21 protein-coding genes are annotated in these 22,856 nt (G+C 67.4%); 10 read left to right on the top strand and 11 right to left on the bottom strand.

All coding sequences use genetic code 11. The annotated features are described in order from the left end of the window. Positions 1 to 8: 8 nt before the first annotated feature. The 3 genes from IWH25_RS09590 to IWH25_RS09580 all read right to left on the bottom strand — a co-directional run bounded on the left by IWH25_RS09590 (position 9) and on the right by IWH25_RS09580 (position 2,761). Positions 9 to 1,034: a class I SAM-dependent methyltransferase gene (locus IWH25_RS09590; protein ID WP_203389074.1), complete on the bottom strand. Its 1,026-nt coding sequence runs from the start codon at positions 1,032 to 1,034 to the stop codon at positions 9 to 11. Positions 1,035 to 1,113: 79 nt separating this feature from the next. After that, positions 1,114 to 1,476 (bottom strand): hypothetical protein, encoded by a 363-nt coding sequence (locus IWH25_RS09585; protein ID WP_203389073.1) that lies wholly within the window; start codon positions 1,474 to 1,476, stop codon positions 1,114 to 1,116. Between the two features lie 358 nt (positions 1,477 to 1,834). Continuing rightward, the gene (locus IWH25_RS09580; protein ID WP_203389072.1) at positions 1,835 to 2,761 is read right to left on the bottom strand and encodes a LysR family transcriptional regulator; all 927 of its coding nucleotides are present in this window, start codon (positions 2,759 to 2,761) and stop codon (positions 1,835 to 1,837) included. A 120-nt stretch (positions 2,762 to 2,881) separates the two neighbouring features. Between IWH25_RS09580 and IWH25_RS09575 the strand changes: the two genes are divergently transcribed. The 4 genes from IWH25_RS09575 (at position 2,882) to IWH25_RS09560 (ending at position 7,392) form a co-directional block, all read left to right on the top strand. Next, the gene (locus IWH25_RS09575) at positions 2,882 to 3,736 is read left to right on the top strand and encodes an oxidoreductase (RefSeq protein WP_203389071.1); all 855 of its coding nucleotides are present in this window, start codon (positions 2,882 to 2,884) and stop codon (positions 3,734 to 3,736) included. Between the two features lie 317 nt (positions 3,737 to 4,053). After that, entirely contained in the window at positions 4,054 to 5,421 is a 1,368-nt protein-coding gene (hflX, locus tag IWH25_RS09570; protein ID WP_203389070.1) for a GTPase HflX, read from the top strand. Between the two features lie 169 nt (positions 5,422 to 5,590). Then, positions 5,591 to 7,000 (top strand): Fic family protein, encoded by a 1,410-nt coding sequence (locus IWH25_RS09565; protein WP_203389069.1) that lies wholly within the window; start codon positions 5,591 to 5,593, stop codon positions 6,998 to 7,000. Next, positions 6,997 to 7,392, top strand: coding sequence for an HflX GTPase family protein (locus IWH25_RS09560; protein ID WP_471221509.1), 396 nt, complete (start codon positions 6,997 to 6,999; stop codon positions 7,390 to 7,392). The genes IWH25_RS09565 and IWH25_RS09560 overlap by 4 nt, the downstream gene beginning before the upstream one ends. A gap of 80 nt (positions 7,393 to 7,472) precedes the next feature. Here IWH25_RS09560 and IWH25_RS09555 read toward each other — a convergent pair whose 3' ends face one another. Continuing rightward, complete coding sequence (locus IWH25_RS09555; RefSeq protein WP_238999055.1) at positions 7,473 to 7,862, bottom strand: YkgJ family cysteine cluster protein; 390 nt, start codon at positions 7,860 to 7,862, stop codon at positions 7,473 to 7,475. 115 nt (positions 7,863 to 7,977) lie between these two features. Between IWH25_RS09555 and IWH25_RS09550 the strand changes: the two genes are divergently transcribed. Further along, positions 7,978 to 8,220 carry a VF530 family protein gene (locus IWH25_RS09550; protein WP_203389068.1) on the top strand — a complete coding sequence of 81 codons (243 nt, stop codon included), beginning with the start codon at positions 7,978 to 7,980 and terminating at the stop codon, positions 8,218 to 8,220. Positions 8,221 to 8,528: 308 nt separating this feature from the next. Here the strand turns inward: IWH25_RS09550 and IWH25_RS09545 are convergent, their stop codons facing one another. Together IWH25_RS09545 and IWH25_RS09540 are read right to left on the bottom strand one after the other, a co-directional pair. Then, on the bottom strand, positions 8,529 to 9,047 hold the full coding sequence (locus IWH25_RS09545; RefSeq protein ID WP_203389067.1) for a hypothetical protein: 519 nt from the start codon (positions 9,045 to 9,047) through the stop codon (positions 8,529 to 8,531). 96 nt (positions 9,048 to 9,143) lie between these two features. Beyond that, positions 9,144 to 10,535, bottom strand: a complete 1,392-nt coding sequence (locus IWH25_RS09540; protein ID WP_203389066.1) for an SIR2 family protein — start codon at positions 10,533 to 10,535, stop codon at positions 9,144 to 9,146. 404 nt (positions 10,536 to 10,939) lie between these two features. Here IWH25_RS09540 and IWH25_RS09535 point away from each other — a divergent pair, with 404 nt between their 5' ends. Further along, positions 10,940 to 11,272, top strand: a complete 333-nt coding sequence (locus IWH25_RS09535; protein ID WP_203389065.1) for a hypothetical protein — start codon at positions 10,940 to 10,942, stop codon at positions 11,270 to 11,272. Positions 11,273 to 11,444: 172 nt separating this feature from the next. After that, the gene (locus IWH25_RS09530; RefSeq protein ID WP_203389064.1) at positions 11,445 to 13,406 is read left to right on the top strand and encodes an AsmA family protein; all 1,962 of its coding nucleotides are present in this window, start codon (positions 11,445 to 11,447) and stop codon (positions 13,404 to 13,406) included. A gap of 99 nt (positions 13,407 to 13,505) precedes the next feature. On the opposite strand, the gene IWH25_RS09525 is transcribed toward IWH25_RS09530, so the two are convergent. The 3 genes from IWH25_RS09525 to IWH25_RS09515 all read right to left on the bottom strand — a co-directional run bounded on the left by IWH25_RS09525 (position 13,506) and on the right by IWH25_RS09515 (position 16,093). Then, entirely contained in the window at positions 13,506 to 14,081 is a 576-nt protein-coding gene (locus IWH25_RS09525) for a DUF3501 family protein (protein WP_203389063.1), read from the bottom strand. 14 nt (positions 14,082 to 14,095) lie between these two features. Next, a complete protein-coding gene (locus tag IWH25_RS09520; RefSeq protein WP_238999054.1) occupies positions 14,096 to 15,454 on the bottom strand; it encodes a heterodisulfide reductase-related iron-sulfur binding cluster in 1,359 nt (452 codons plus the stop codon). 222 nt (positions 15,455 to 15,676) lie between these two features. Next, entirely contained in the window at positions 15,677 to 16,093 is a 417-nt protein-coding gene (locus IWH25_RS09515; protein ID WP_203389062.1) for a rubrerythrin family protein, read from the bottom strand. A 171-nt stretch (positions 16,094 to 16,264) separates the two neighbouring features. Here IWH25_RS09515 and IWH25_RS09510 point away from each other — a divergent pair, with 171 nt between their 5' ends. Continuing rightward, positions 16,265 to 17,440, top strand: a complete 1,176-nt coding sequence (locus IWH25_RS09510) for a DUF748 domain-containing protein (RefSeq protein ID WP_203389061.1) — start codon at positions 16,265 to 16,267, stop codon at positions 17,438 to 17,440. A 45-nt stretch (positions 17,441 to 17,485) separates the two neighbouring features. Here the strand turns inward: IWH25_RS09510 and IWH25_RS09505 are convergent, their stop codons facing one another. Continuing rightward, positions 17,486 to 19,123, bottom strand: a complete 1,638-nt coding sequence (locus IWH25_RS09505) for a methyl-accepting chemotaxis protein (RefSeq protein WP_203389060.1) — start codon at positions 19,121 to 19,123, stop codon at positions 17,486 to 17,488. Positions 19,124 to 19,302: 179 nt separating this feature from the next. Between IWH25_RS09505 and IWH25_RS09500 the strand changes: the two genes are divergently transcribed. Together IWH25_RS09500 and IWH25_RS09495 are read left to right on the top strand one after the other, a co-directional pair. Continuing rightward, a complete protein-coding gene (locus tag IWH25_RS09500; protein WP_203389059.1) occupies positions 19,303 to 20,061 on the top strand; it encodes a spermine/spermidine synthase domain-containing protein in 759 nt (252 codons plus the stop codon). A 212-nt stretch (positions 20,062 to 20,273) separates the two neighbouring features. Then, positions 20,274 to 20,546, top strand: coding sequence for a hypothetical protein (locus IWH25_RS09495; protein ID WP_203389058.1), 273 nt, complete (start codon positions 20,274 to 20,276; stop codon positions 20,544 to 20,546). A 97-nt stretch (positions 20,547 to 20,643) separates the two neighbouring features. On the opposite strand, the gene IWH25_RS09490 is transcribed toward IWH25_RS09495, so the two are convergent. Continuing rightward, positions 20,644 to 22,767, bottom strand: a complete 2,124-nt coding sequence (locus tag IWH25_RS09490) for a c-type heme family protein (protein WP_203389057.1) — start codon at positions 22,765 to 22,767, stop codon at positions 20,644 to 20,646. Positions 22,768 to 22,856: the final 89 nt, after the last annotated feature.

Below are 22,856 nucleotides of genomic sequence, written 5' to 3'. Positions count from 1 at the left end.
GGCGGCGACTACACCGACAGGCGCAGCACCTTCAGCGGCGGGTTGCCGTCGCGGCTCGGGAAATCCGCTTCGGGAAGAATCCACTCGGCTTCGCGGATCGGCCGTCCGGCCTTGCGCGCGCTGCGTTCGAGCTGGTCGAGCCAGGCCAGCCGGTCGACCTCGGCGACGTTGTTGCAGCAGTACAGCGTGCCGCCCTCGGCGGTCGCCAGCAGCGCCGGCTTGAAGACCGCCGGATAGTCGTTGACCAGGTCGACGACGCCGAAGGCGCTGCGCGCATAGCGCGGCGGATCGAGGAAGACGAGGTCGAAGCGGCGCACGTCGAGCTTCGGGAAGTCGGGCAGCCGCTTGCCGCGGACGACCCGGTTCTGGCCGAGGCCGGCGTACTGCCGCAGCGCCGCGAAGAAATCGCTGCGGATGAAGCGCACCGAAATCGGGATGCGGTTGAGGCCGGCGTTCTCCTTGCCGACGGCCAGCGCCGATTCGGCGAAGTCGATGTTGACGACCTCGCTGGCGCCGGCCACCGCGGCGGCGATGCCGACGCCGCAGGTGTAGGCGAAGCAGTTGAGCACGCTGCGCCCCGCCGCCTCCCGCGCGACGCGCCGGCGCGCCGCGCGCAGGTCGAGGAAGAGCCAGGGGTCCTGGCCGTCGTGGCGCGCGCGGAAACGGTAGTTGACGCCCAGCTCGCTGAAGGTGCGCGGCTGCGCCGCGAGCTTCGCCGCATCGCGGGCGAGCAGGTTCGAGACGCGCGAATTGCCCATGCTGCGGTCGTTGTAGAAGGCGCAGAGGCCCGGCTGCGCGTCGCGGTAGAAGGCCTCGATCGCCTGCCATTCGCCGTCCGCCAGCGGCCGGTGGAAGGACTGCACGAGCAGCGCGTCGCCGTAGCGGTCGATGCTCAGGCCGCCGTAGCCCTCGGCGCTGCCGTGAAACAGCCGGTACGCGGTCGTGCCTTCGGCGGCGCAGCGGGCGAGCAGCTCGCGGCGGGCGGCGAAGGCCGCCGCCAGCAGGTCGGGCAGCGGCGCTGCGGCGCAGGGCATTCCGTTCAATCCGTTCATTTCGTTCGCTTCATCCGCCATGTCGGGTCGTCCTCTGTCGCAGGTGCCGCTCGGGTACGGGTCATTCGGTCGGCGCGAATCCGTAGTACGAACCGTAGGCCGACGGCGCCGGCGCGTAGGCGGCGACCTTCACCGCATCGGCCAGCGTGATGCGGTCGGTGAACGCATCCACCCCGCCCTCTTCCCGCAGCCAGCATTCCTCGACCTCCTTCTCGCTCAGCCCGTTGAGCTTGAGGTGCCGGTCGAGCCGCTCCGAACGGTACTCGAAGGCTGTGTCGTGGGCAATGAACAGCGTGTGCGCGCAGGCGGTGATGCGCGTCTCGTCGACCGGGTCGGCGCCCATCACGCGGGTACCGCAGAAGGGACAATGCACGGGGGTGTAGTAGTAGGTCTTGAGTTCGGTGCGCTGGATGGCGTTTTGCATGAGGGGCTCCTGGTCGCGAAGAAACGGCGGGGCTCGACCGCCGCGGCGGGTCGGTCGAAACGGATGGCCCGGGCGGACGGCCGCGATGGCGCGGCATGGCCCCGGAACGGGACGAGATCGAGAGGGCGCGGTGAAAATGGGGAAAGTCGCCGCAGGAGCGCGGCAACCCGACCGACAAGACAACAACACTATCCAAAAATCGCTGCGGTGCACAATACGCACCCCCGGGGCGCATGGCAAACGAAATCTGCAGCGCACCGGCCGGCGCGGCACCGCGACGGGCAATGGACGGCGCTGCCGCGCGCCGGCCGCGCAAGCATTGCGACGCCGATCGCGCCGCGCGCGGCGCCAGCCGCCGTCAACGCGTCGAATTCTTCCCGGCCGGCGCACGCGCCGCCGCCTGCAGGCGATCGACGGCGAAGTCGATGAAGCGCCGCGTCCGCTGCGGCAGATGGGTGCGCTGCGGGTAGTAGAGGAACAGGCCGATGCGCTGGCTGGTATGCCGCGTCAGCAGATGCACCAGCCGGCCTTCGCGGATCAGCGGCGCGGCGATGTAGTTCGGAATCTGGCCGATGCCGATGCCGGCGAGCACGGCACTCGCCTCGGCGTCGACGTCGTTGGTCGCGAAGCGCGCGGCGACGTCGGTATAGGCCATCTGCTCCCGCTCGGCGTATTCCCAGGGCATCAGCTTGCCGGTGTTGGCGTGCCGGAACCCTGTGCAGCGGTGCGCCGCGAGGTCCGACCAGCGCTTCGGCGCGCCGTGCCGCGCGATGTACTCGGGCGACGCGCAGACCCACTGCTGGATGTCCATCAGGCGGCGCGCGACGACGTTGCGATCCATCCCCGCGCCCATGCGGAAGCCGACGTCGATCTTCTCGGCGACGATGTCGGTGAAGCGATCCTCCAGTTCGAGGTCGACGGCGAGCTCGGGATATTCCTGCATGAACGGGGCGACCAGCGGCAGCACCAGATGCAACCCGACCGAGCGCGGTGCCGTCACGCGCAGGGTGCCGCCGACCTCGCGGCGGGCGGACTGGATCTCGGTCATCGCGCTGCGGATCGAGGCCAGCGCCGGACGCACCTGCTCCAGCAGCAGCGCGCCTTCGTCGGTGAGGCTCAGCTTGCGCGTCGTCCGGTGCAGCAGCCGCACCCCCAGTTCCGCCTCGAGCTGGCGAACGGTCTTGCTGGTCGCCTGCGGCGCCACGCCGAGTTCGAGCGCCGCCTGCCGGAAGCTGCCGGCCTCGACGACGCGGGCCAGCGTCGACAGCGCCTTCAGGTCATCCATCGATTGGCATCCTTTGGTTGCGAATCAAACACGAATTATGAGCCTAGTTATTCGCTATCGGAAAGCCTAGATTTGCTCCCGGGCCCACCCCATTCATCACTGAGCAAAGAGGAAACCGAAATGTCCAACACCACCCCCAAAGTCTGGTTCATCACTGGCGCCCCGCGCGGCTTCGGCCTGGAGGTCGCCCGCGCAGCGCTTGCCCGCGGCGACTACGTCGCCGCCACCGCACGCCGGCCGGAAGCCGTCGCCGCCGCGCTCGGCGCGCACGACCGGCTGCTGAGCCTCGCCCTCGACGTCACCTCGGAAGCGCAGGCCGTCGCCGCCGCCGAGGCCGCCGTCGCGCGCTTCGGCCGCATCGACGTGCTGCTCAACAACGCCGGCTACGGCCTGCTCGGCGCCGTCGAGGAATCGAGCGCGGACGAAGTCGAGAAGCTGTTCGCCACCAACGTCTTCGGCCTGCTCAACGTGACCCGCGCGGTGCTGCCCCACATGCGCCGCGCCGGCAGCGGCCACGTCGTGAACATCTCGTCGATCGGCGGCTACTCGGCCTATGCCGGCTGGGGCGTGTATGGTGCCACCAAGTTCGCGGTCGAGGGGCTGACCGAGGCGCTGGCGATCGAACTCGAACCGCTCGGCATCCACGCGACGGTGGTCGAGCCCGGCTTCTTCCGCACCGACTTCCTCGACCGGAGTTCGCTGGTGAAGACGGCGATCGAATACCCCGACTACGCCGCCACGGTCGGCGAGATGCGGGCGCTGATGGCCAGCGCGAACCACCGGCAGCCGGGCGATCCGAAGAAGCTGGCCGAGGCCCTGCTGGTGCTCGCCGACAGCCCGCAGCCGCCGGTGCGCCTGCCGCTCGGCAGCGACACGGTCGCCAAGATCGCGGACAAGCACCGCTTCGTCGACCGGGAGCTGGAGCAGTGGCTGTCGCTCGCCGTGTCGACCGATCACGACGACGTCGCGAAGTAAGGCTGCGCCAGTGCGCCGTCCGCAGCGGGCGGCGCACTGCGGCTGACGATTCCCCCCGGACCAAGGCGCGCCCCCTCCCCTTCACGAGGAGGGACGGGGTGGGGATGGGGCTACAAGCCGCGGAACAGGCCGGACACATTGCGCCCCCTCACCCCATCCCCCACCCAACCTCCCCCTTGTCCCGAGGGATACCGTCCCTCCGGGACATAAAGGGGGAGGAGCCTGACGCGACGGCGGCCCGGTCGCCGATTGATTCTCCCGCCCCGCCAATGGCGGGTACACTCCGCCTTCGCCCATTCACGAAAAGCCCGCCCGCAATGCAAAGAGACGCCACAGAGAACCCCGGCACCGCCGTCGTCGCCGCCGTGCAGCTGCCGAACGTCAGCGACTTCGAGTTCGAGGCCTCGCTGGCCGAGCTGCGCGAGCTGGCGAAGACGCTCGGCCTGCAGGTCGTGCACACCTTCACGCAGAAGCGTTCCGGCTTCGACACCACGGCCTACCTGGGCGCCGGCAAGCGCGAGGAGATCCGCCGCTACGTGCACGACATCCCCGAGGCCGACGAATGGGACGCGCCGCCGGAGGCGCGCGCAACGGCCATCCGGCCGAGCGCGCAGGAGATCGACGTGATCCTCGTCGACCACGAGATCTCGCCGTCGCAGGCGCGCAACCTGGAGAAGGAGACCGGCTGCGAGGTGATGGACCGGACCATGGTCATCCTCGAAATCTTCCACCGCAACGCGCGCTCGCGCGCCGCCAAGGCGCAGGTGGAGATCGCCCGCCTCGGCTACATGGCGCCGCGCCTGCGCGAGGCGGCCAAGCTGGCCGGCCCGCAGGGGCGGCAGCGCAGCGGCGTCGGCGGCCGCGGCGCCGGCGAATCGCACACCGAGATGGACCGCCGCAAGATTCGCGACCGCATCGCCGAACTGCAGCTCGAAATCACCGCCATGGAAGCCGAGCGCAAGACCCAGCGCGCACGCCGGCAGGAGCGCCAGGGCGGGCTGGCCGGCGTCGCGCTGGTCGGCTACACCAACGCCGGCAAGTCGACGCTGATGCGCGCGCTCACCGGCAGCGAGGTGCTGGTCGCCAACAAGCTGTTCGCCACGCTCGACACCACCGTGCGCACGCTGTACCCGGAGAGCGTGCCGCGCGTGCTGGTCAGCGACACCGTCGGCTTCATCAAGAACCTGCCGCACGGGCTGGTCGCCTCGTTCAAGTCGACGCTCGACGAGGCGCTCGACGCCGAGCTGCTGCTGCACGTGATCGACGCCAGCGACCCCGGCTTCGAACGCCAGCTCGAAGTCACCGACCAGGTGCTGGAAGAGATCGGCGCGCACGAGGTGCCGCGCCTGCGCGTGTTCAACAAGATCGACCATGTCGGCGACGCCGACGAACAGGCCGCGATGGCCGCGGCGCTGCACGAGAAATACCCCGGCTGCATCGTCATGAGCGCCCGCCGCCCGGACGAGGTGGCGCAGCTGCGCCGGCGCATCGTCGCCTTCTTCCAGAAGGATCTGGTCGAGGCCGAGCTGTTCCTGCCGTGGTCGGCGCAGCAGCTGCGCAAGGACATCTATGCGAGTTGCGAGGTGATCGAGGAGCGGGCGGATGAGGATGGGGCGTTCTTCCGACTGCGTGGAGAACAGGCCACCATCGAGGTGCTGCGCGAACAGTTCGCCGAAGTGGGCTGAAGAAAGCCCTCAACCCGACGCGGAAGCCGGACCGTACCTGAAGGACACAGCAGGCCTCGACAACCGGCTACAAAGCACATGGGGCCATCAACCGATTTTTCAGACGCCGGTATCGAGCGCGCGATAGCGAAATGACATAATCCCTTCCGGGGGTGATCGGAGAGCGGACATGCCGGCAGCAAAAGAACACCAGCACGTCGAGTGGAAGGAATCCTGGCGCGACGAGTACCTGAAATGGGTCTGCGGTTTCGCCAACGCCGAGGGCGGCGTGCTGGTGATCGGCCGCGACGACCAGGGCGTCGCCGTCGGCGTGCCGGAGGCGCACCGGCTGCTGCAGGAGATTCCGAACAAGGTGCGCGACGTGCTGGGCATCATGGTCGACGTCAATCTGCGCGAAGAGGCCGGCAAGGAGCTGCTGGAAATCCGCGTCGATCCCTACCCCAGCCCGATCAGCTACAAGGGCGAATACCACTACCGCAGCGGCAGCACCAAGCAGGAGCTGAAGGGCGCGGCGCTGGGCCGCTTCCTCTTGAAGAAGCAGGGGCTGCATTGGGACGGCGTGCCGCTGCCGTATGTCAGCGCCAACGACCTCGATGCGCGGGCGCTGGCCGACTTTCGCCGGCAGGCGCTGAACAGCGGGCGCCTCTCTACGGAAATCCTCAAGGAGCCCGATCCGGCGCTGCTCGACAAGCTGCATTTGCGAGAAGGCGAGTATCTGAAGCGGGCCGCCGTACTGCTCTTCCACCCGGACCCGGAGCGCTTCGTCACCGGCGCCTACGTCAAGATCGGCTTCTTCGAGAACAACGTCGACCTGCGTTATCAGGATGAAGTGCACGGCGGCCTGCTGGCACAGGTCAATCGGACCATCGAAATCCTGCAGGCCAAGTACCTGCGGGCCTGGATTTCCTACGCCGGTCTGCAGCGGATCGAGACCTATCCGGTGCCGGAGCCGGCGCTGCGCGAGGCGATCCTGAACGCGGTCGTGCACAAGGATTACGCCAACGCGACGCCGATCCAGATCAGCGTTTACCCGGACAAACTGATGATCTGGAACCCGGGCCAATTGCCGCCGGAATGGACCGTGGAACGGCTGCTGGACAAGCACTCCTCGCTGCCGTTCAACCCCGATGTAGCCAACGCCTTTTTCCGCGCCGGGCAGATCGAGTCGTGGGGACGCGGCATCGAGCGGATGCTGGAGGCCTGCCAGTCCGCCGGGACGCCAGCGCCGGTGCTGGAGGCAGCGCATTCCGGCTTGTGGGTGACCTTTGCTTTTTCGGCATCGCAGGCGACTGGGTCGGCAACTGGGTCGGCGACTGGGTCGATCGAGTCGTCCGGCGACCCGCTGCATCGCCTGCTTATGGCACTGGGAACGGAAACGCTCGCACCTTCAGAAATCCAGCGGCGGCTGGGGCTGCGGCACCGCCCGACGTTCCGCACGAACTATCTGCGCCCAGCCTTGCAAAAGGGGCTGGTCGAAATGACCCTGCCCGACAACCCTGGCAGCCGTTTGCAGCGCTATCGATTGACCGACGCCGGCAAGGCCTTGTGGGCCAACCTGACGCGAAAGGAATCGCGATGAGCGGCGCCGGCTATTCGCTGGCGCGGATCGGCCACCCACTCGAAGTGCCGCGCCTGCGCGTCTTCAACAAGATCGACCATGTCGGCGACGCCGACGAACAGGCGGAGATGGCCGCGGCGCTGCACGAGAAATACCCCGACTGCATCGTCATGAGCGCCCGTCGCCCGGACGAGGTGTCCAAGCTGCGCCAGCGCATCGTCGCCTTCTTCCAGAAGGACCTGGTCGAGGCCGAGCTGTTCCTGCCATGGTCGGCGCAGCAGCTGCGCAAGGACATCTACGCGAGCTGCGAGGTGATCGACGAGCGCGCCGACGAGGACGGCGCCTTCTTCAGGCTGCGCGGCGAGGCCGGCACCATCGAGGTCCTGCGCGAGCAGTTCGCCGAGGCGGGGTGACTCGCCGCAGCGACGAAACCAGGCAAGGGCCGGGAGGCCGCGCCGCCGGCCGGCATCCGGGCCGAGCCGGATCGACGGGGCTAGATCAGCAGCTGGCGCGTCTCGGCCAGGGATTTGTAGACCGCCTCCTCCAGGCGCGGGTCGATCATGACCGCCGGCGCTTTCCCGTTCGGGCAGGCGAGCCTGGGCGTCGTGCCGAACAGGCGGCAGATCAGCGGGCGATCCAGGTAGACTTCGCAGCCATGCTCGCCGAGATAGGGGCAGACCCATGCGGCGAGCGCCGCCGCCCGCTGCGCCTCGCTTCTCGCGGGCAGCTGCGCCCGCTCTTCGCTGGAGGCGGTGACCGGGCCGCAACAGTCGTGGCAACCCGGCACGCACTCGAACTGCGGGATGTGCCGTCGAAAAAAACGAATCTTCTGGCTGTTTTGCGTCATTCTTCTCGACTGGCCGGCGCCGCGGATCACGGCCACGCAGTCTACCGCGTTACGCCGGGCCGTCGGCCGACTTTTCCAGTACCGATGACCGACGCAGGAATTCGGGCGAACGAGCGCCGCCCCATGCCGCCGACCTGACGACGATTGAACGATGACCGATACGCAGAAAAACAATCCCCTGCACGGGGTGACGCTGGAAAGGCTGTTGAACGAACTGGTTGCCTTCTACGGCTGGCAGGGCCTGGGAAACCGGATCGACATCCGCTGCTTCAACCAGGACCCGAGCATCGCCTCGAGCCTCAAGTTCCTCCGCCGCACGCCATGGGCGCGGGAGCGCGTGGAGAGGCTTTATCTGGACATGCTGGAGCAGGCGGCAAGAGCGGGGAAGAGATGAAGTCGTTGGTGGCCGCGTAGCGACGGCTTTCTCGTGGTCAGCCTGTTTTCCCCAATGGCAGCTGCTCGGCCATTTCGGCCGTTCGATTGCCAAAGTCTTTCGGGCAGCAATTCATCGGATAATTGACGTTTAATGGCGGGTTGAAAACGAACTGGATTTCCCTGCCAACGTGAACTCCCGATCCAAAGGCGAAGCTTGGCCATTTTGCAATCAGGTCACCAACTAAAATTTGCTGACCTAAACAGCTTTGTCACAGATCCGTGAAGTATTGCTGTGAATACGATTTTTTTGCTGCATTTTGGGATGCGTCAATCATGCAGCTTCGTCCAGGTCCAGTCACCGCTCCTGATGAGTCCGGGATTCTTTTTTGAATGCCCGACCCATTTCCCTGCCAGGTGATTGCCATCGACGATCCGCAGCTGAAATGCTCCGAAATAACCGTGCTCGTCATTCTTGTCATACCAGCGCCCAATCAGGTAGTCGCCTTGTATTCTCCCAAACGCTGCAAATACTTTTCCTCTTGACCGAGTTCCGGCATATACCCATCGAAAGAGTTGGTACATGTAGTGCTGACCATGGCGGTCCGTCTCTTTAAGGTAGTTGCCAACTTCACCCTCCCAGACGTGCTCCCAGTCGCCTTTCAGCACAACATATCTATGTCGAAAAATCCAGCGCGTCGGAGCCCAATGCAGGACACGAACGATCCATATGCCCATTTCTAAGTCAAGCAATATCCTCAGGCCAAGAACAAGTCCGAGGAGGGATACGGTGCCAAGCAGGTGAATCGGAATTTCAATGTGAGAAGGCATATTTTTGTTCCAGTTCATGACCGAACTGGCGGCATCACGTTGATTGCGGACTTTCGGTCGAAGCCACTGACCAGCTCGGTAACAAAGGAGATCCTTGCTACTATCTGAGAAGCGCTAGGACTTAATAACCTCAACATCCTGCTTCTGCAACGAGTACTTTTTGCCATCTTTGACTGCTCGAAGCAGATCTACGCATGCTTCAGAGTACTTGTTCGTGACACTGCCCTCGGCCATTCCGGTGCGCATTTTTATGTGGTAAGCATTGTCGCTGGCCTTTAGGTCGAAGCCAGTTTCAGCCTTGATTTTTGTAATCAGGTCATTCGCGCGATTCCAGTAGTCGTATCCAAGCTCGTTAGCCACTTGGGTCAACGTGTACTTGTAGTTCAGGTTGACTTGTGACGGATCAGACAGCGTGGTGACGCCAAAGAGTTTCGCGAAGTTCTCTCCTGTGTTCACCGCATGCTCTAGGGTCTTAAAGTCGATCTCAACGTGCTTCTTCGGAATATCGCTGCGCACGAGTTCAACCGAACGAGCCATCAACGAACGCAGTAGCTTCGTATTTACCTTTTCAAGCTCGCCCTGCGCTCCGAGTGCCTTGAATACCCATTCGAATGAGCTCGCGCTAATGCTCTTGATGCGGATGTTCACGTCGTGCCCAACTGACAAGACCTTGTCACGTGCAGGATAAGAAGCGGCGGTCAGTGTCGGATCCCACTCTAATACATAGATGTTAGGTATCAGACCCGGCCCAGCGCCGACCATGTGGTGTACGTCAGCAAGCACATCCTTGATGTTTGGATCATCAGCGCGATAGCCGACGAATACCAACGGATGTTCTATGAAATACGTGAGGAGCTTTGCGCTGAGGTACTTGTGATCAGTTTCAAACTTCCTGTAATCAGCCTCGTTAAAAATCAATGATAGTGGCTCTGATAGACAACCGTGAATTTTGAAAATCTCGCCGATGGCAAGATACCCGAGCCGCATAATTTGCTGTCCGATGACAGTCTCGTAGTCTGCGAAGAGCGGTTCGATGACTTGGTCGTAGTTTGTTGTGATAATCGCGTGTGGGCGCACGTTCTTGAGCGCAGTTATCTCGGCTTCAAGTTCAGCCGGACCGTAAGCGCCCTTTCCGATGGGGCTCAGTCTTCCCAACAGCTCAGCGATCTTGTGCTTAATGAACACTTCGCCAGGGAATTTCGCGTCAAAGTACTCCGCAGGGAATTCGCTCCTACCATTGCCCCACGCCCATTCTCGGTACAAATCCGTGAAAATCGAACCAATCTTCTTGAAATCGCCGTCGTACAGTTGCTTGTAATAAGCGAAGTCCTTGTCGATCTGTGGGCAAGCCTCTGCCAGTTGCCTTAACAGCTCCTCCCAGTTCGGACCATCTGCGTAGCGTTTCGAGAATCCTGAGCCCACGAAAAGAATAGGTTGGCATTTCGCAGCGGCGAGTACGTCTGCAATATCAGCGGTTACCTCAGCTTGGTACTGTTCATAGTCCATGGGCATAGCTTGCTTTTCGCTCCCGGTTGCTAGGCTGAAAATACAACTTATAAATGATATGCCAATCGAGATCTATCGGCTTAACTGCAGAAAAATCTTTGCGCTTCCGCAGCACCGCAGCACAATGATTTGACACCGTGCAAAATGGCAAACCTCTTCCTGGTAATCATCAGCGTAGATGCATTTTCTAGCTGAGTCGGGGCGACTGCTCGCGTTCGTCGACTTCAACCCTGAGTAGCAAGTGACGGACGCATTGCGGACCAAATTCGAAAACAAGCGGACGGCCACAAAAGCCGACCTGCTGCCATCCCCCTAAGCCCCGAAACAATCCGTTACCTCCTGCTACGAAACTTCGCCCCGTCCGGTGGTATCTACCTAACAGGTATCCACGAAGAAGGTTGCAAATGAAACGTTCACTCGCCGCGCTGATCTGCGGCATCTGTCTGGCCGGCACCGCGCAGGCCGAAGAACAAGGTGTGATGGAAAGGGCCGGTGCGGCCGTCGATCGCGGCGCGCAAGCGACCGTCCGCGGCATCAAGCATGGCGTCGAGGCTGCCGGTCGCGGCATCAAGCGCGGCGCCGAGGCGGCCGGCCACGGCATCGAGGTCGGCCTGTCGGCGGCGGGCCGCGGTATCAAGCGCGGCGCGGACGCGACTGGCCGCGCGCTGGACCGGGCGGCGGAAAAGGTCGGCGGCGCTTCGTCTTCGTCGCCATCGTCGTCTTCGGCTGACGACTGAGCCGGAAGCCGCCGGCCGCTTGCCGGCCGGCGGCGCCCGACGCCCGACGCCCGACGCCCGCCGGCGCGGGCGCGGGCGCCCGAGGCCGGCGAACAGGAGGCATCCTCATGCAGAGCGGCATCGCGTGCAGCGCCGCACCGGCGCGGGCAGGCGCCCGCGGGAGCGACGCGCCATGACCCGGCGGCGATGGCTTTTCTGGTCGCTGCCGCTGCTGCACGTCGCCGCGCTGGCGGCCAGCGAGGCGGGCGGCTGGTTCTTCCTGCGCGCGCCGGCCGAAGCCGTGCTCAGCGCGCAGCTGGGGCGCGAGGTGCGCATCGCGGCGCCGTTCCGCCTGCATTTCCGCCGCACGCTCCATGTCGACGCGGGCGGCCTGTGGGTCGCCGCGCCCGCCGGCTTTTCCGTTCCGCACCTGATCGACGCCGACGGGTTGACGCTGCGCCTGCGTTATCGCGACCTGCTCGCGCTGCGCGAGCCGAGCGCCCCGCTGCGCGTCGCGGCACTGGGCGCGCGGCGCTTCGACCTGCGCCTGGTCCGCCTCGCGGACGGCCGCGCGAGCTGGCAGTTCGCGGCGGAGTCGACGCGGCCGCCGCCGACGGTCGAGCGCCTGGGCGTGCAGCAGGGCGGGATCGTGCTGCGCGACCCGCTGCTGGCGGTCGACCTCGATTCGACGCTGGCCCCCCGCGACAATGCGTCGCCGGCCGTCGTCGCCGAGATCTCCGGCCGGCTCCGCGAGCGCCCGCTGCGCGCCCGCGTCACCTTGCCCGACGGCCCGCCGCGCGTGCCGACGGAAAAGGCCGGCGAGCCGATCGCGGTCGAGGGCCAGGCCGACTACGCCGGGCTGCATCTCGATTTCGCCGGCACCCTGGTCGCCGACGCGCTGCGCGGGACGGTGGCGGTGCGCGGGCCGTCGCTCAGCCTGCTCGGGCGCCTGTTCGACACGACGCTGCCGACCACCGCGCCCTTCCGCCTGCAGGGCAGCGTCGCCAGGGATTTCGGGGAGTCGCCGCAGTGGCGGATCACGGTGGCCAGCGCCCGGGTCGGCCGGAGCGACCTCGCCGGCGAGTTCACCTACGACGCGGCCGCCAGTCCGCCGCGTCTCGACGGCACGCTCACCGGCCGCAACTTCGTTCTCGCCGACCTGGCGCCGGCCTTCGGCACCCGCGACGCGGACGGCGCCGTCGTGCGCCCGGCCGGCGGCCGCACGCTGCCGGACCGCCCGCTGGACCTGCCCTCGCTGACGCGGCTGGACGCCGGCATCGCCATCGACCTGCGGCAGGTCGACCTGGGTGCTGCCTTCCGCCAGCCGATCGCGCCGCTGCGCGCCCGGCTGACGCTGGCCGGCGGCCGCCTGACGCTGGCCGACATCGACGCGCGCAGCGCCCGGGGGCGCCTCTCCGGCACGCTGGCGGTCGACGCCAGCCAGCCCCGGCCGCAATGGCGCGCCGACCTCGGCTGGGACGGCGTCCGCCTCGACCGCTGGCTGAAGGCGGCGCAGGCCGCCGACGACGACATCCGCCGCCGCGGCGACGAGGCGCCGCCGCCGTGGTTCACCGGCACCCTGCACGGGCGCACGCGGCTGGTCGGCCACGGCCGCTCCAGCGCCGAGCTGCTCGCCTCGCTCGACGGGCGGGCATCGCTGTCGGTGCGCGACGGCAGCCTGTCGCACCTGCTGCTCGAAGGCCTCGGGCTCGACGTCGCGCAGGGGCTGGGCCTGCTGCTGCGCGGCGACGACCGGCAGCCGGTGCAATGCGCGGTGATCGACCTGGAGGCGAAGCGCGGCCGCGTGACGCCGCGCGTGGCCGTGATCGCGACGCCGGTAACGGTGGTGATGGTCGACGGCAGCATCGATTTCGCCCGGGAGCGACTGGACCTGCGCGTCGCCGCCAAGCCGCAGAACGTCTCGCCGCTGACGCTGCGTTCGCCGTTCCACGTGCGCGGCAGCTTCGCCGATCCGGAGCTCGCGCCGGCGACGGCGCCGATCGCCGCCCGCGCCGCCGGCGCGCTGGGCCTCGCGCTGCTCAACCCGCTGGCGGCGATCCTGCCCTTCATCGACCCCGGCGAGCGCGATCCGGCGGCGTGCAGCCAGGCGCTGGCGGGGCAAGTTGCGCAAGCCGCGCCGACGCCCCGGCCGTAGCGCATCGATCGATGCTCGGGGAGTCATCGCGGTTGGCGTGGTCGCACCCGCCGCGGCGGCAAGCGGATTCCGGGTCGAGCCCGGAACGACGGGGACGACTTAGCGCAGATCGCCGGCCAGCGAATCGCGCACCGCCTGCGGCAGCGTCGCCTCGGCGCGATACCCCGGATGGTCGATGCCGGCGCGGATCGCCGCGCCCTGCTTGACCGCCGCGACCATCGCCGGCGTCAGCTCGAAGCGCAGGAAATGCACGGCGGCGGTCTTGTCCTCGGTTTCGCGGTCGAGGTCCTCGTTGGCGATCGGATGCACGCGCGCGAAGTCGGCGACCTGCATCCACACCGCCTTCTCGATGCCGTGCAGCTGCGCGAGTTTCTGCCGGCGCTCGTTCTCGTCCGGGTACTCGATCATGAAGGTCGCCTTCCAGTTGCTGCCTTCGGGGATCAGCGGGTTGTAGACGTCGAGTTCCTCCTGGATCAGCTCGGGCTCGAAGATGCGTTCGAGGTGCAGCATCTCCTGCACCTGGTATTGCATCGTCAGCGCGTCCTCGAAGTGCAGCGTGGCGTTGGCGCCGAGATGGACGAGGCGGTTCTTCTTGTGGGCGATCACTTTCGCGCGGAACTCGGGGCGCAGGCGGGCGTACTGTTCGAGGCTGTAGAGGTCTTCGTGGGTGAGCATCGTGTTTTCTCCCTTCAGATGCCGTAGGCCTGGCGCAGCAGCGTGATCGGATGCTCCGCGGCGCTACCGTCGGCGCGCGCGTGCGCGATGTGGTGGCCGGCCATCGCGCAGTCGCTGCCGTAGTGGTCGGGCTGCGCCTGGTTCACGCGGGCGACCACCGGCTTCACGATCTTCATCGCGTGCGCGTGGAACTCGGCCTTCACCGCGTAGGTGCCGTCGTGGCCGGAGCAGCGCTCGATGATGTCGACCTCGGTGCCGGGCACCAGCGACAGCACCTCGCGCGTCTTCTGGCCGATGTTCTGCACGCGCTGGTGGCAGGCGGCGTGGTAGGCGACCTTGCCCAGCGTGTGCTTGAAGTCGGTCTTCAGCATCCCTTCCTTGTAGCGCAGCAGCAGATATTCGAAGGGGTCGAAGAAGGCGGCGCGGACCTTCTGCACGTCCGGGTCGTCGGGGAACAGCAGCGGGATTTCCTGGCGGAACATCAGCACGCAGGAGGGGATCAGCGCGGTCAGGTCCCAGCCGTCGTCGACCAGCTGGGCGAGCACCGGGATGTTCGCTTCCTTGGCCTTCTTCACCGAGTCGAAGTCGCCCAGTTCGAGCTTGGGCATGCCGCAGCATTGCTCCTTCACCGCGAGCGTGACCGGGATGCCGTTGTGCGCGTAGACGGCGGCGAAGTCCTCGCCGGGGCCGGGCTCGTTGCGGTTCATGTAGCAGGTGGCGAACAGCGCGACCTTGCCGCGCGTGCGCCCGGCCGGCTCGCCCGGGGTGTCGGCCGGCAGCTGCGCGAGGCGCTTGCGGAGCGGCTTCGCCGAGAACTCGGGCAGCCAGGCCTCGGCGTGGATGCCGGCGACGCGCTGCACCACCTGGCGCAGCGCGCCGACCTTGTTCGCCGCATTCACCGTCGGCGCGACGATGGGGATGCCGCAGAACCTGCCGACGAGGTCGGTGCTGGTCAGCACCTTGTCGCGCAGTTTCGTCTCGCCGGTCTTGAAGTGCACCGCCTTGGCGCGCAGCATGAGGTGCGGGAAATCGACGTTCCACTTGTGCGGCGGCACGTAGGGGCACTTGGTCATGTAGCACAGGTCGCACAGGTAGCAGTGCTCGACGACCTTCCAGTAGTCGGCCTTGGCGACGCCGTCGACTTCCATCGTCTTCGATTCGTCGACCAGGTCGAACAGCGTCGGGAACGCGCTGCACAGGCTGACGCAGCGGCGGCAGCCGTGGCAGATGTCGAAGACGCGCTCCATCTCGTGCAGCAGCGCGTCGCGGTCGTAGTAGCCGGGCTGCTGCCAGTCGATAGGATGGCGCGTCGGCGCTTCCAGGTTGCCTTCGCGCGGCGGCGTCGGCGCGGGTGGCGCGGACATCTCGGACATGAGCATCTCCTCCGTCGCGATCCTCTGCGGACCTGATTCTTGCCGGGGCGCGGTGCGTGCTTCGGGGAGCCCGTCCCGAGCTTCGTCGAGGGGCAGCGCAGTGCGCCGCTACTCGGCACGAACGGCTTGCTCCGGCTACGCAGCAGCCCCTCCCTTGGCTCCCCACCGTCCGCCCCTTCGACACGCCCAGGACAGGCGCAGCGAAGGGTCGGGGAAACCACCTCAGCCCAGCTCGCTCAGCGCCTTCGTGTAGCGGTTGGCGTGCGAGCGTTCCGCCTTGGCCAGCGTCTCGAACCAGTCGGCGATCTCGTCGAAGCCTTCGGCGCGCGCGTCCTTCGCCATGCCCGGATACATGTCGGTGTATTCGTGGGTCTCGCCGGCGATGGCGCTCTTCAGGTTGGCTTCGGTCGGCCCGAAGGGCAGGCCGGTGGCCGGGTCGCCGCATTTCTCGAGGTATTCGAGGTGGCCGTGGGCATGGCCGGTCTCGCCTTCCGCGGTGGAGCGGAACAGCGCGGCGATGTCGGGGCGGCCCTCGACGTCGGCCTTGTTGGCGAAGTAGAGGTAACGGCGGTTGGCCTGCGATTCGCCGGCGAATGCATTCTTCAGATGCGTCTCGGTCTTGGATCCTTTCAGTTGCATATGCGCCTCCTGTAGGGTGAGATAGTCGGCATGGACAAGACCCGCCGGAACAGCCGGCGAACGGCCCTGACGATCCCAACATAGACAGGCGACAGGCTGTTGCATAATTAATTTTGGCTAAAACTTGAATAGCCGCCGGCTATTGACCACCGCCAAGGAGCGCCGCCGACGATGAGCACCGAAGCTTCGGAAAACCTTGCCGCCCCCGCCCCGCGTCCGCGCCGCCGCTGGCTGCTGTGGACCGTGCTCGTGCTCGCCGCGCTGGCGGCGGGCGCCGTCGTCGGCCTGCGGCTGGCCACCGACAAGCTGCGGACGACGATCGAAGCCGCGCTCGGCCCGAACGCCGAGGTGGCGAGCATCGAGGCCGGCTTGTCGTCGATCGCGATCAACGGCATCCGCATCCGCGCCGGCAAGGACTGGCCGGCGGCCGAGGAGCTGGCGGCGAAGCGGGTGGTGATCCGCCCGGACTGGGACGCGCTGCTGGCGCGCGACATCCGCATCGCGGCGATCGAGGTCGAGGACGGCTATGTATCGATGCTGCGCCGGAAGGACGGCAAGCTGGTGCTGCTGCCGTCGCTGCTCGGCAAGGCGGAGGCGGAACGGAAGGAGAAGGCGGCGCGCACCGGCGGTGCGGCGGACGACGCGGACGACGCGATGCCGGAGGTCACCATCGGCGGCATCACGCTCGACAACGCCGCGGTCGATTTCTACGACGCCTCGGTGCGCCAGCCGGCGCACAAGCTGCGCCTGGAGAAGACGACGGTGCGCCTCGGCCAGCTGCGCCTGCCCTGGCTGGTCGGACGCACCTCGATCGAGCTGGACGGCACGGTGAAGGGGGTGCAGCGCGACGGCAAGGTGTCGTTGCGGGGCTGGGCGGAGATCGCCCGCAAGAACTCGGAGGTGCAGGCGAAGCTCGCCGCGGTGGACCTGGTCGCCTTCCAGCCCTACCTGATCAAGGCGGCCGAAACCGGCGTCAGGAAGGGCTCGCTCGATCTCGACCTGAAGTCGACGGTGAAGAAGAACCGGCTGCATGCGCCGGGCCGGGTCACGCTTTCCGGGCTCGAACTGGCGACCGGCAGGACCTTCATGGGCATGCCACGCGAGGCGGTGGTGAAGATGCTGAAGGACAAGGACGGCCGCATCGTCGCCGATTTCGTGCTCGAGGGCGACCTCGGCGACCCGAAGTTCTCGTTGAACGAGAACTTCCTCGCCCAGGTCGCCGCGGCCAGCGCCAACGTGCTCGGCATCAGCCTGGAAGGGCTGGCGAGCGGCATCGGCAGCATCGGCACCGGCGCCGCCGAGGGCATCGGCAGCGCCTTCGGCAAGCTGTTCGGCGGCAAGAAATGACAACGGGCGCGGCCAGGCCGCGCCCGCTCCGTCCGCCGCCCCGCCTCAGCAGCGGAAGCGCCCGACCAGCCGGTTGAGTTCGCTGGCGAGGCTTTCCAGTTCGCTGGCAGTGCCGGCGGTGGCGTTCATCGCGGCGCTGGTCTCCTCGACCATCTGCGCGATGTGCTCGACCTGCTGCGCGATGCTGGTGCTGGCGACGCTCTGCTCCTTGGTCGAGTCGGCCACCTCGCGGATGCGCGTGAGCGTCTGCGAGGCGCCTTCGCGGATGTCGCGCAGCGACTTGGCGGCGCCCTCGGCGAGATGCACGCCGGCCTCGACCTGCGGCAGCGCGGCGTCCATCACGCCGACCACCGATTCGGTGTCGTTCTGGATGCCGCTGATCATCTGCTCGATCTCGACGGTGGCGGCCGAGGTGCGCTCGGCGAGCTTCCTGACCTCGTCGGCGACGACCGCGAAGCCGCGCCCCTGCTCGCCGGCGCGCGCCGCCTCGATCGCCGCGTTCAGCGCCAGCAGGTTGGTCTGGCCGGCGATCTCCTTGATCACCTGCGCGATCGACGACACCTGGTCGGCCCGCTGGTCGAGCTCGCGGATCTTGTGCGAGGCCTCGGTGACCGAGGTGGCGATCTTGTTGATCTCGGCGGTCGCCGTCTGCACCTGCTGCTCGCCCTCGGCCGCCTCGCTCGCCGCCCGCTCGGAGGCGCGCTCGGTCTCGGTCGCGGTGTCGGAGATGTGGTTGATGCTGACCGTCATCTGCTCGATCGCGGCGGCCATCGCCGAGGTCGCGTCGGCCTGCTGCTGCGAGGCCTGCGCGACTTCCTTGGCGGCGCTGTTGATGCGCTCGGCGTCGGCGATCAGCTTGTTCGAGCCGGCGTGGATCTCGGTGACCATGCTGCGCAGCGAGGTGAGCATCTCGCCGAAGGAGGCGAGCATGCTGCCCTTCGGCGCCCGGCGCACGTCGACGGTGAGGTCGCCGGCGGCGGCGCGCGCCATCAGGTCGATCGCCTCGCCCGGCTCGCCGCCGACCTGGCCGAGCACGCTGCGGGCGACGACGAAGCCGACGCCGCCGATCACCAGCAGCGCGATCGCGGCGACGACGAGGTCGCCGAGCACGCGCGTGCGGAAGGCGGCGTCGAGGTCGTCCATGTAGAGGCCGGTGCCGATCAGCCAGCCCCAGGGCTGGAAGTGCATCACGTACTGCAGCTTGGGCAGCGGCTCCTTGCCGCCGGGGCGCGGGAAGGCGGTGTCGACGTAGGCGCCGCGCTGCGTCTGCACGGCTGCGATCAGATCCTTGATCGTGTAGCGTCCCTGCCCGTCCTTGATCTTCTCCAGCATGTTCTGGCCGACGATCTCGGCCTTCGGGTGCACGACGCCGACGCCCTGCATCGTCCATGCGTAGAGGTATTCGGTCTTGCCGTCGGCGCCGCCGTACTTGGCCACCTTCACCGCCTCGGCGGCGAGGCGCTGCGCCTCCTCCTTCGACAGCTTGCCGGCGGCTTCCAGCCCCTGGTAGTGCTCGAGGATGTTGTAGCCGGCCTCGACCATCGACTTGATCAGCTCCTTGCGCCCCTCCGTCAGGTCGCGCTTGGCGGCGAGCGCCGAAAAGACGGTGATCGACGCCATGCCCACCAGTGCGGCCAGCACCAGCAGCACGATCTTGCTGCGCAGCTTCATATTCCCCAGCATCTCTCGCTCCTGTATCTTGCCGGATTGTTTTTGCCTGCAGTCCCGGCTGGTTTGGTATTTTGGCGTTGCAGGCTGCCAATTCTCCCGGATCACGAAAATTTTTGCACCACTCCAGGGCGTGTTCACAGTGAGCGACGGGCGACGCCGGTCGACGCAGACATGCCCCGGTGCCGCCGCCCATGGAAGACGACCGCTACAGCATCGACATCAGCGAGGACGACGGCGTCCGCTACCTGCATTTCGGCTCGGAATGGATCCAGGGCGCGATGCGCATCCGCCGGCCGTGGGCGCTCGAGCTCGCCTACACGCGCGAGATGCTGGCCGGCCTGCTGCTGCGCGACGCGCCGTGGCCGAAGAACGCGCTGCTGGTCGGCCTCGGCGCCGGCTCGCTGGCCAAGTTCATCTGGCGCTACCTGCCGCAGACGCGGATCACCGTCTACGAGATCGACCGCCGCATCCCCTTCGCCGCGCGCCAGTTCTTCAAGCTGCCGGACGAGGATGCGCGGCTGCGCATCCGCATCGGCGACGGCGCCGAGCTGATCGCGCGCGACCGCCGGCGCTACGACCTGATCCTGGTCGACGGTTTCGACCACGACGCGCGCGTCGGCGAGCTCGACGGCGAAGCCTTCTACGCGCACTGCCGCGCGCGGCTGAGCCGGCACGGGCTGCTGGCGACCAACCTGTTCAACACGCGCGGTTTCCGCGCCAGCGTCGACCGCATCCGCACGGCCTTCGCCGGGCGTGCGCTGATCCTGCCGCCCTGCGAGGGCGGCAACACGATCGCGCTCGCCGCCGCCGGCGAGCCGCTGGCGGTACCGCTCGCCGAGATGCGGGTGCGCGCCGAGGCGCTGAAGCGCGCGACGCGGCTGGACCTGCTGCCGACGCTCAACCGCCTGCAGCTGGTGGCGGCGACGCCCGACGGCACGCTGCGCCTGTAGCTGTCAGGCGACAGCCGGATGGAAATTTTTTATCCCCGTGCCCGCCGCCTTGCCTTTTTCCGGTGGCTGGCTAACCTTACTTGAGTACCGCACCGATAAGCTCCGGAACGTGACCGGAGCGACCCAAAAAGCGGGCATCGATGAAACCGGCACGCCGCCAGCCTTGCAGACGGGCACACCCCGCAAGCGGCATGCACGAACGGAGACTGCCTATGCTTTGCCTCGAAGATTGCCTGGATTTCTGCGAACTGGATCAGGATGAGGTTGCCGCCATCGCCGAGCACGAGCACGTGCCGACGATCGTCGCCGCCGAAATGGGCTGCGAGCTGCTGAAGAGCGACGCCGGCGTCGCGCGGCTGCACCTGATGATCCTCGACGATATCGAAATCGCGCTGAAGCACGGCCGCGTCGAGCACGCCGGCGAACTGGTGGCTACCTACCAGCACTTCCAGCGCGCCCACCCCCTGCAAACCTCCTCCCTCTGAGGACTGCGCCGGCCCCAAGCCGGCCGGACTCCCGCTGGCCGCCCCTTCGGCCTCGGGAGTCCTCTTTGTTTTCCGCCCGCTTCGCCGCCGCGGCGCGTCAGCGCCCGTCCGCCGGCCGCGGCGTGCGCCGGCCGCGATCCAGCCAGCGCAGCAGCGCCTCGAACAGGCGCTCGGGCACCACCGGCTTGCCGACGAAGTCGTCCATGCCGGCCTCGGCGCAGCGCCGCCGGTCGTCGACGTAGGTATTGGCGGTCATCGCCACGATCGGCACCGCGGCGCCGTACGGCAGTTCGCGGATCTGCCGGGTCGCGTCGAGCCCGCCCAGCGTCGGCATCTGCAGGTCCATCAGGATCAGGTCGAAGCGCGCGTCGCGCACCTGCTCGACGGCCTCGGCGCCGTTCGCCGCGAGCGCGGCGGCAAGTCCGGCTTCGGCCAGCAGGCCGGCGGCGACCTCGCGGTTGACCGGATCGTCCTCGACCAGCAGCACGCGGCGGCCGCGGTGGCGCTCGCGCAGCGCCGCTTCGGCGGCGCCGACCGGCGCCGCCGGGGTCGCCGCCGGCCCCTCGCCGCGCTTCTTCAGCACGGCCGAGAACCAGAAGGTGCTGCCCTGCCCCGGCACGCTGTCGACGCCGGCGCTGCCGCCCATCAGTTCGGCCAGGCGGCGGGTGATGGCGAGGCCCAGGCCGGTGCCGCCGTAGCGCCGGGTGGTCGAGCTGTCGGCCTGCTCGAAGGCGGTGAACAGCCGCGCCTGCACGTCGGCCGGAATGCCGGGGCCGCTGTCCTCGACCTCGAAGCGCACCGTCGCGGTGTCCGGCGTTTCGTCGAGCAGGCGCAGGCGCAGCACGACGGCGCCGGTCTCGGTGAACTTGATCGCGTTGCCGGCATAGTTGAGCAGCGCCTGCGTCAGCCGCGTCGGATCGCCGACGAGGCCCGCCGGCATCGGCCGGGCGTCGACGACGAGGCGCAGCTGCTTCGCCTGCGCCGCTTCGATCAGCATCGAGGCGACGTTGCCGAGGATGGTCTCGAGCACGATCGGCTGGTCGTCGAGGACGAGGCGGCCGGCCTCGATCTTGGAGATGTCGAGGATCGCGTTGATGATGCCGAGCAGGTGGCGGGCGGCGGCGTCGATCTTGTCGAGCCGCTCGGCCTGCTTCGGCGGCAGGGCATCGTCGCGCTTCATCAGGTAGGCCATGCCGGTGATCGCATTCATCGGCGTGCGGATCTCGTGGCTCATGTTGGCGAGGAAGGCGCTCTTGGCGAGGCTGCCCGCCTCGGCGGCGTCGCGCGCGCGGACCAGATCGGCGTTGGCGCGGACCAGGTCCTGCGTGCGCGCGGCGAGCATTTCCTCGAGGTGGTTGCGGTGCTGCTCGAGCTCGCGCGTGCCGGCCTCGACGGCGCCGGCCATGGCGTTGAACGAACGGCCGAGCGCGCTGACTTCGTCGCTGCCGTCGAGCGCGCAGCGGGCGGCGTAGTCGCCGCCGGCAACGCGCTCGGCGGAATCCTTGAGCGCCAGCAGGCGCTGCGTGACGACGCGGTTGACCATCGCCCCGAGCATCAGCAGCAGCAGCACGTAGCCGGCCAGGCGCACCGAGAAGCCGGTCCACCATTCCGCCTGCGCGCGCTCGCGCAGCATCTCGGTCGGCAGCTTGATGCTCATCACCCCGCGCAGCTCGCCGACCTGGTAGCCGTAGGCGGCCTCGTAGCTCTTCGCCACCGACGGCGGCGCCGCGCTGCGCTCGCCGTGGCACTTCAGGCAGTAGGGCTCGATCCAGATCGGCGCCGTGAAGTGGTAGAAGCTGCGCCCGTCCGGGCTGCGGATTTCGGTCAGGCGCTCCTTCTCGGCGGGATGGGCCGCGAAGTAGCGCATCGCCTCCTGCTCGTCGGCGTCGGCCAGGTTGGCCGGGTTGCGCGGGCGGTCGCTGACGTTGTTGAAGGAGAGGCCGCTGTCGGTCCAGTTGGGAAAGTCGGCCGAGATGCGCGACAGCGCGTGCGCCGGCAGGAAGCCGATGGTGCGTTCCTCGACGGGCAGGCCGCTGTCGAGGAACTGCTGGTGGTAGACACGGCGCATCGCCATCAGCACGGCGCGGATCGCACGCGCGTCGTTCTCGAGCTCGGTACGGACTTCCTTCTCGATCAGGCTGCGGCTGACGAAGAAATCGGCCGCGGTGATCAGCGCGATCAGCAGCGACGCGAACAGCCAGATTCTTGCTTGCAACCCCATTTGCCAGCGATCCGTGAGTGTTCCGGAAGCGCCGCCGGGCGGGGCCGGCGGCGAGGCTTCCTTATACTCCGGTTTGCCATCGGCGGCCA

The organism is Azospira restricta, assembly GCF_016858125.1.
In the GTDB taxonomy this organism is placed as follows: domain Bacteria; phylum Pseudomonadota; class Gammaproteobacteria; order Burkholderiales; family Rhodocyclaceae; genus Proximibacter; species Proximibacter restrictus.
Note: the sequence above shows the minus strand (reverse complement) of the source record. Positions and strands in the feature narration are given on the sequence as shown.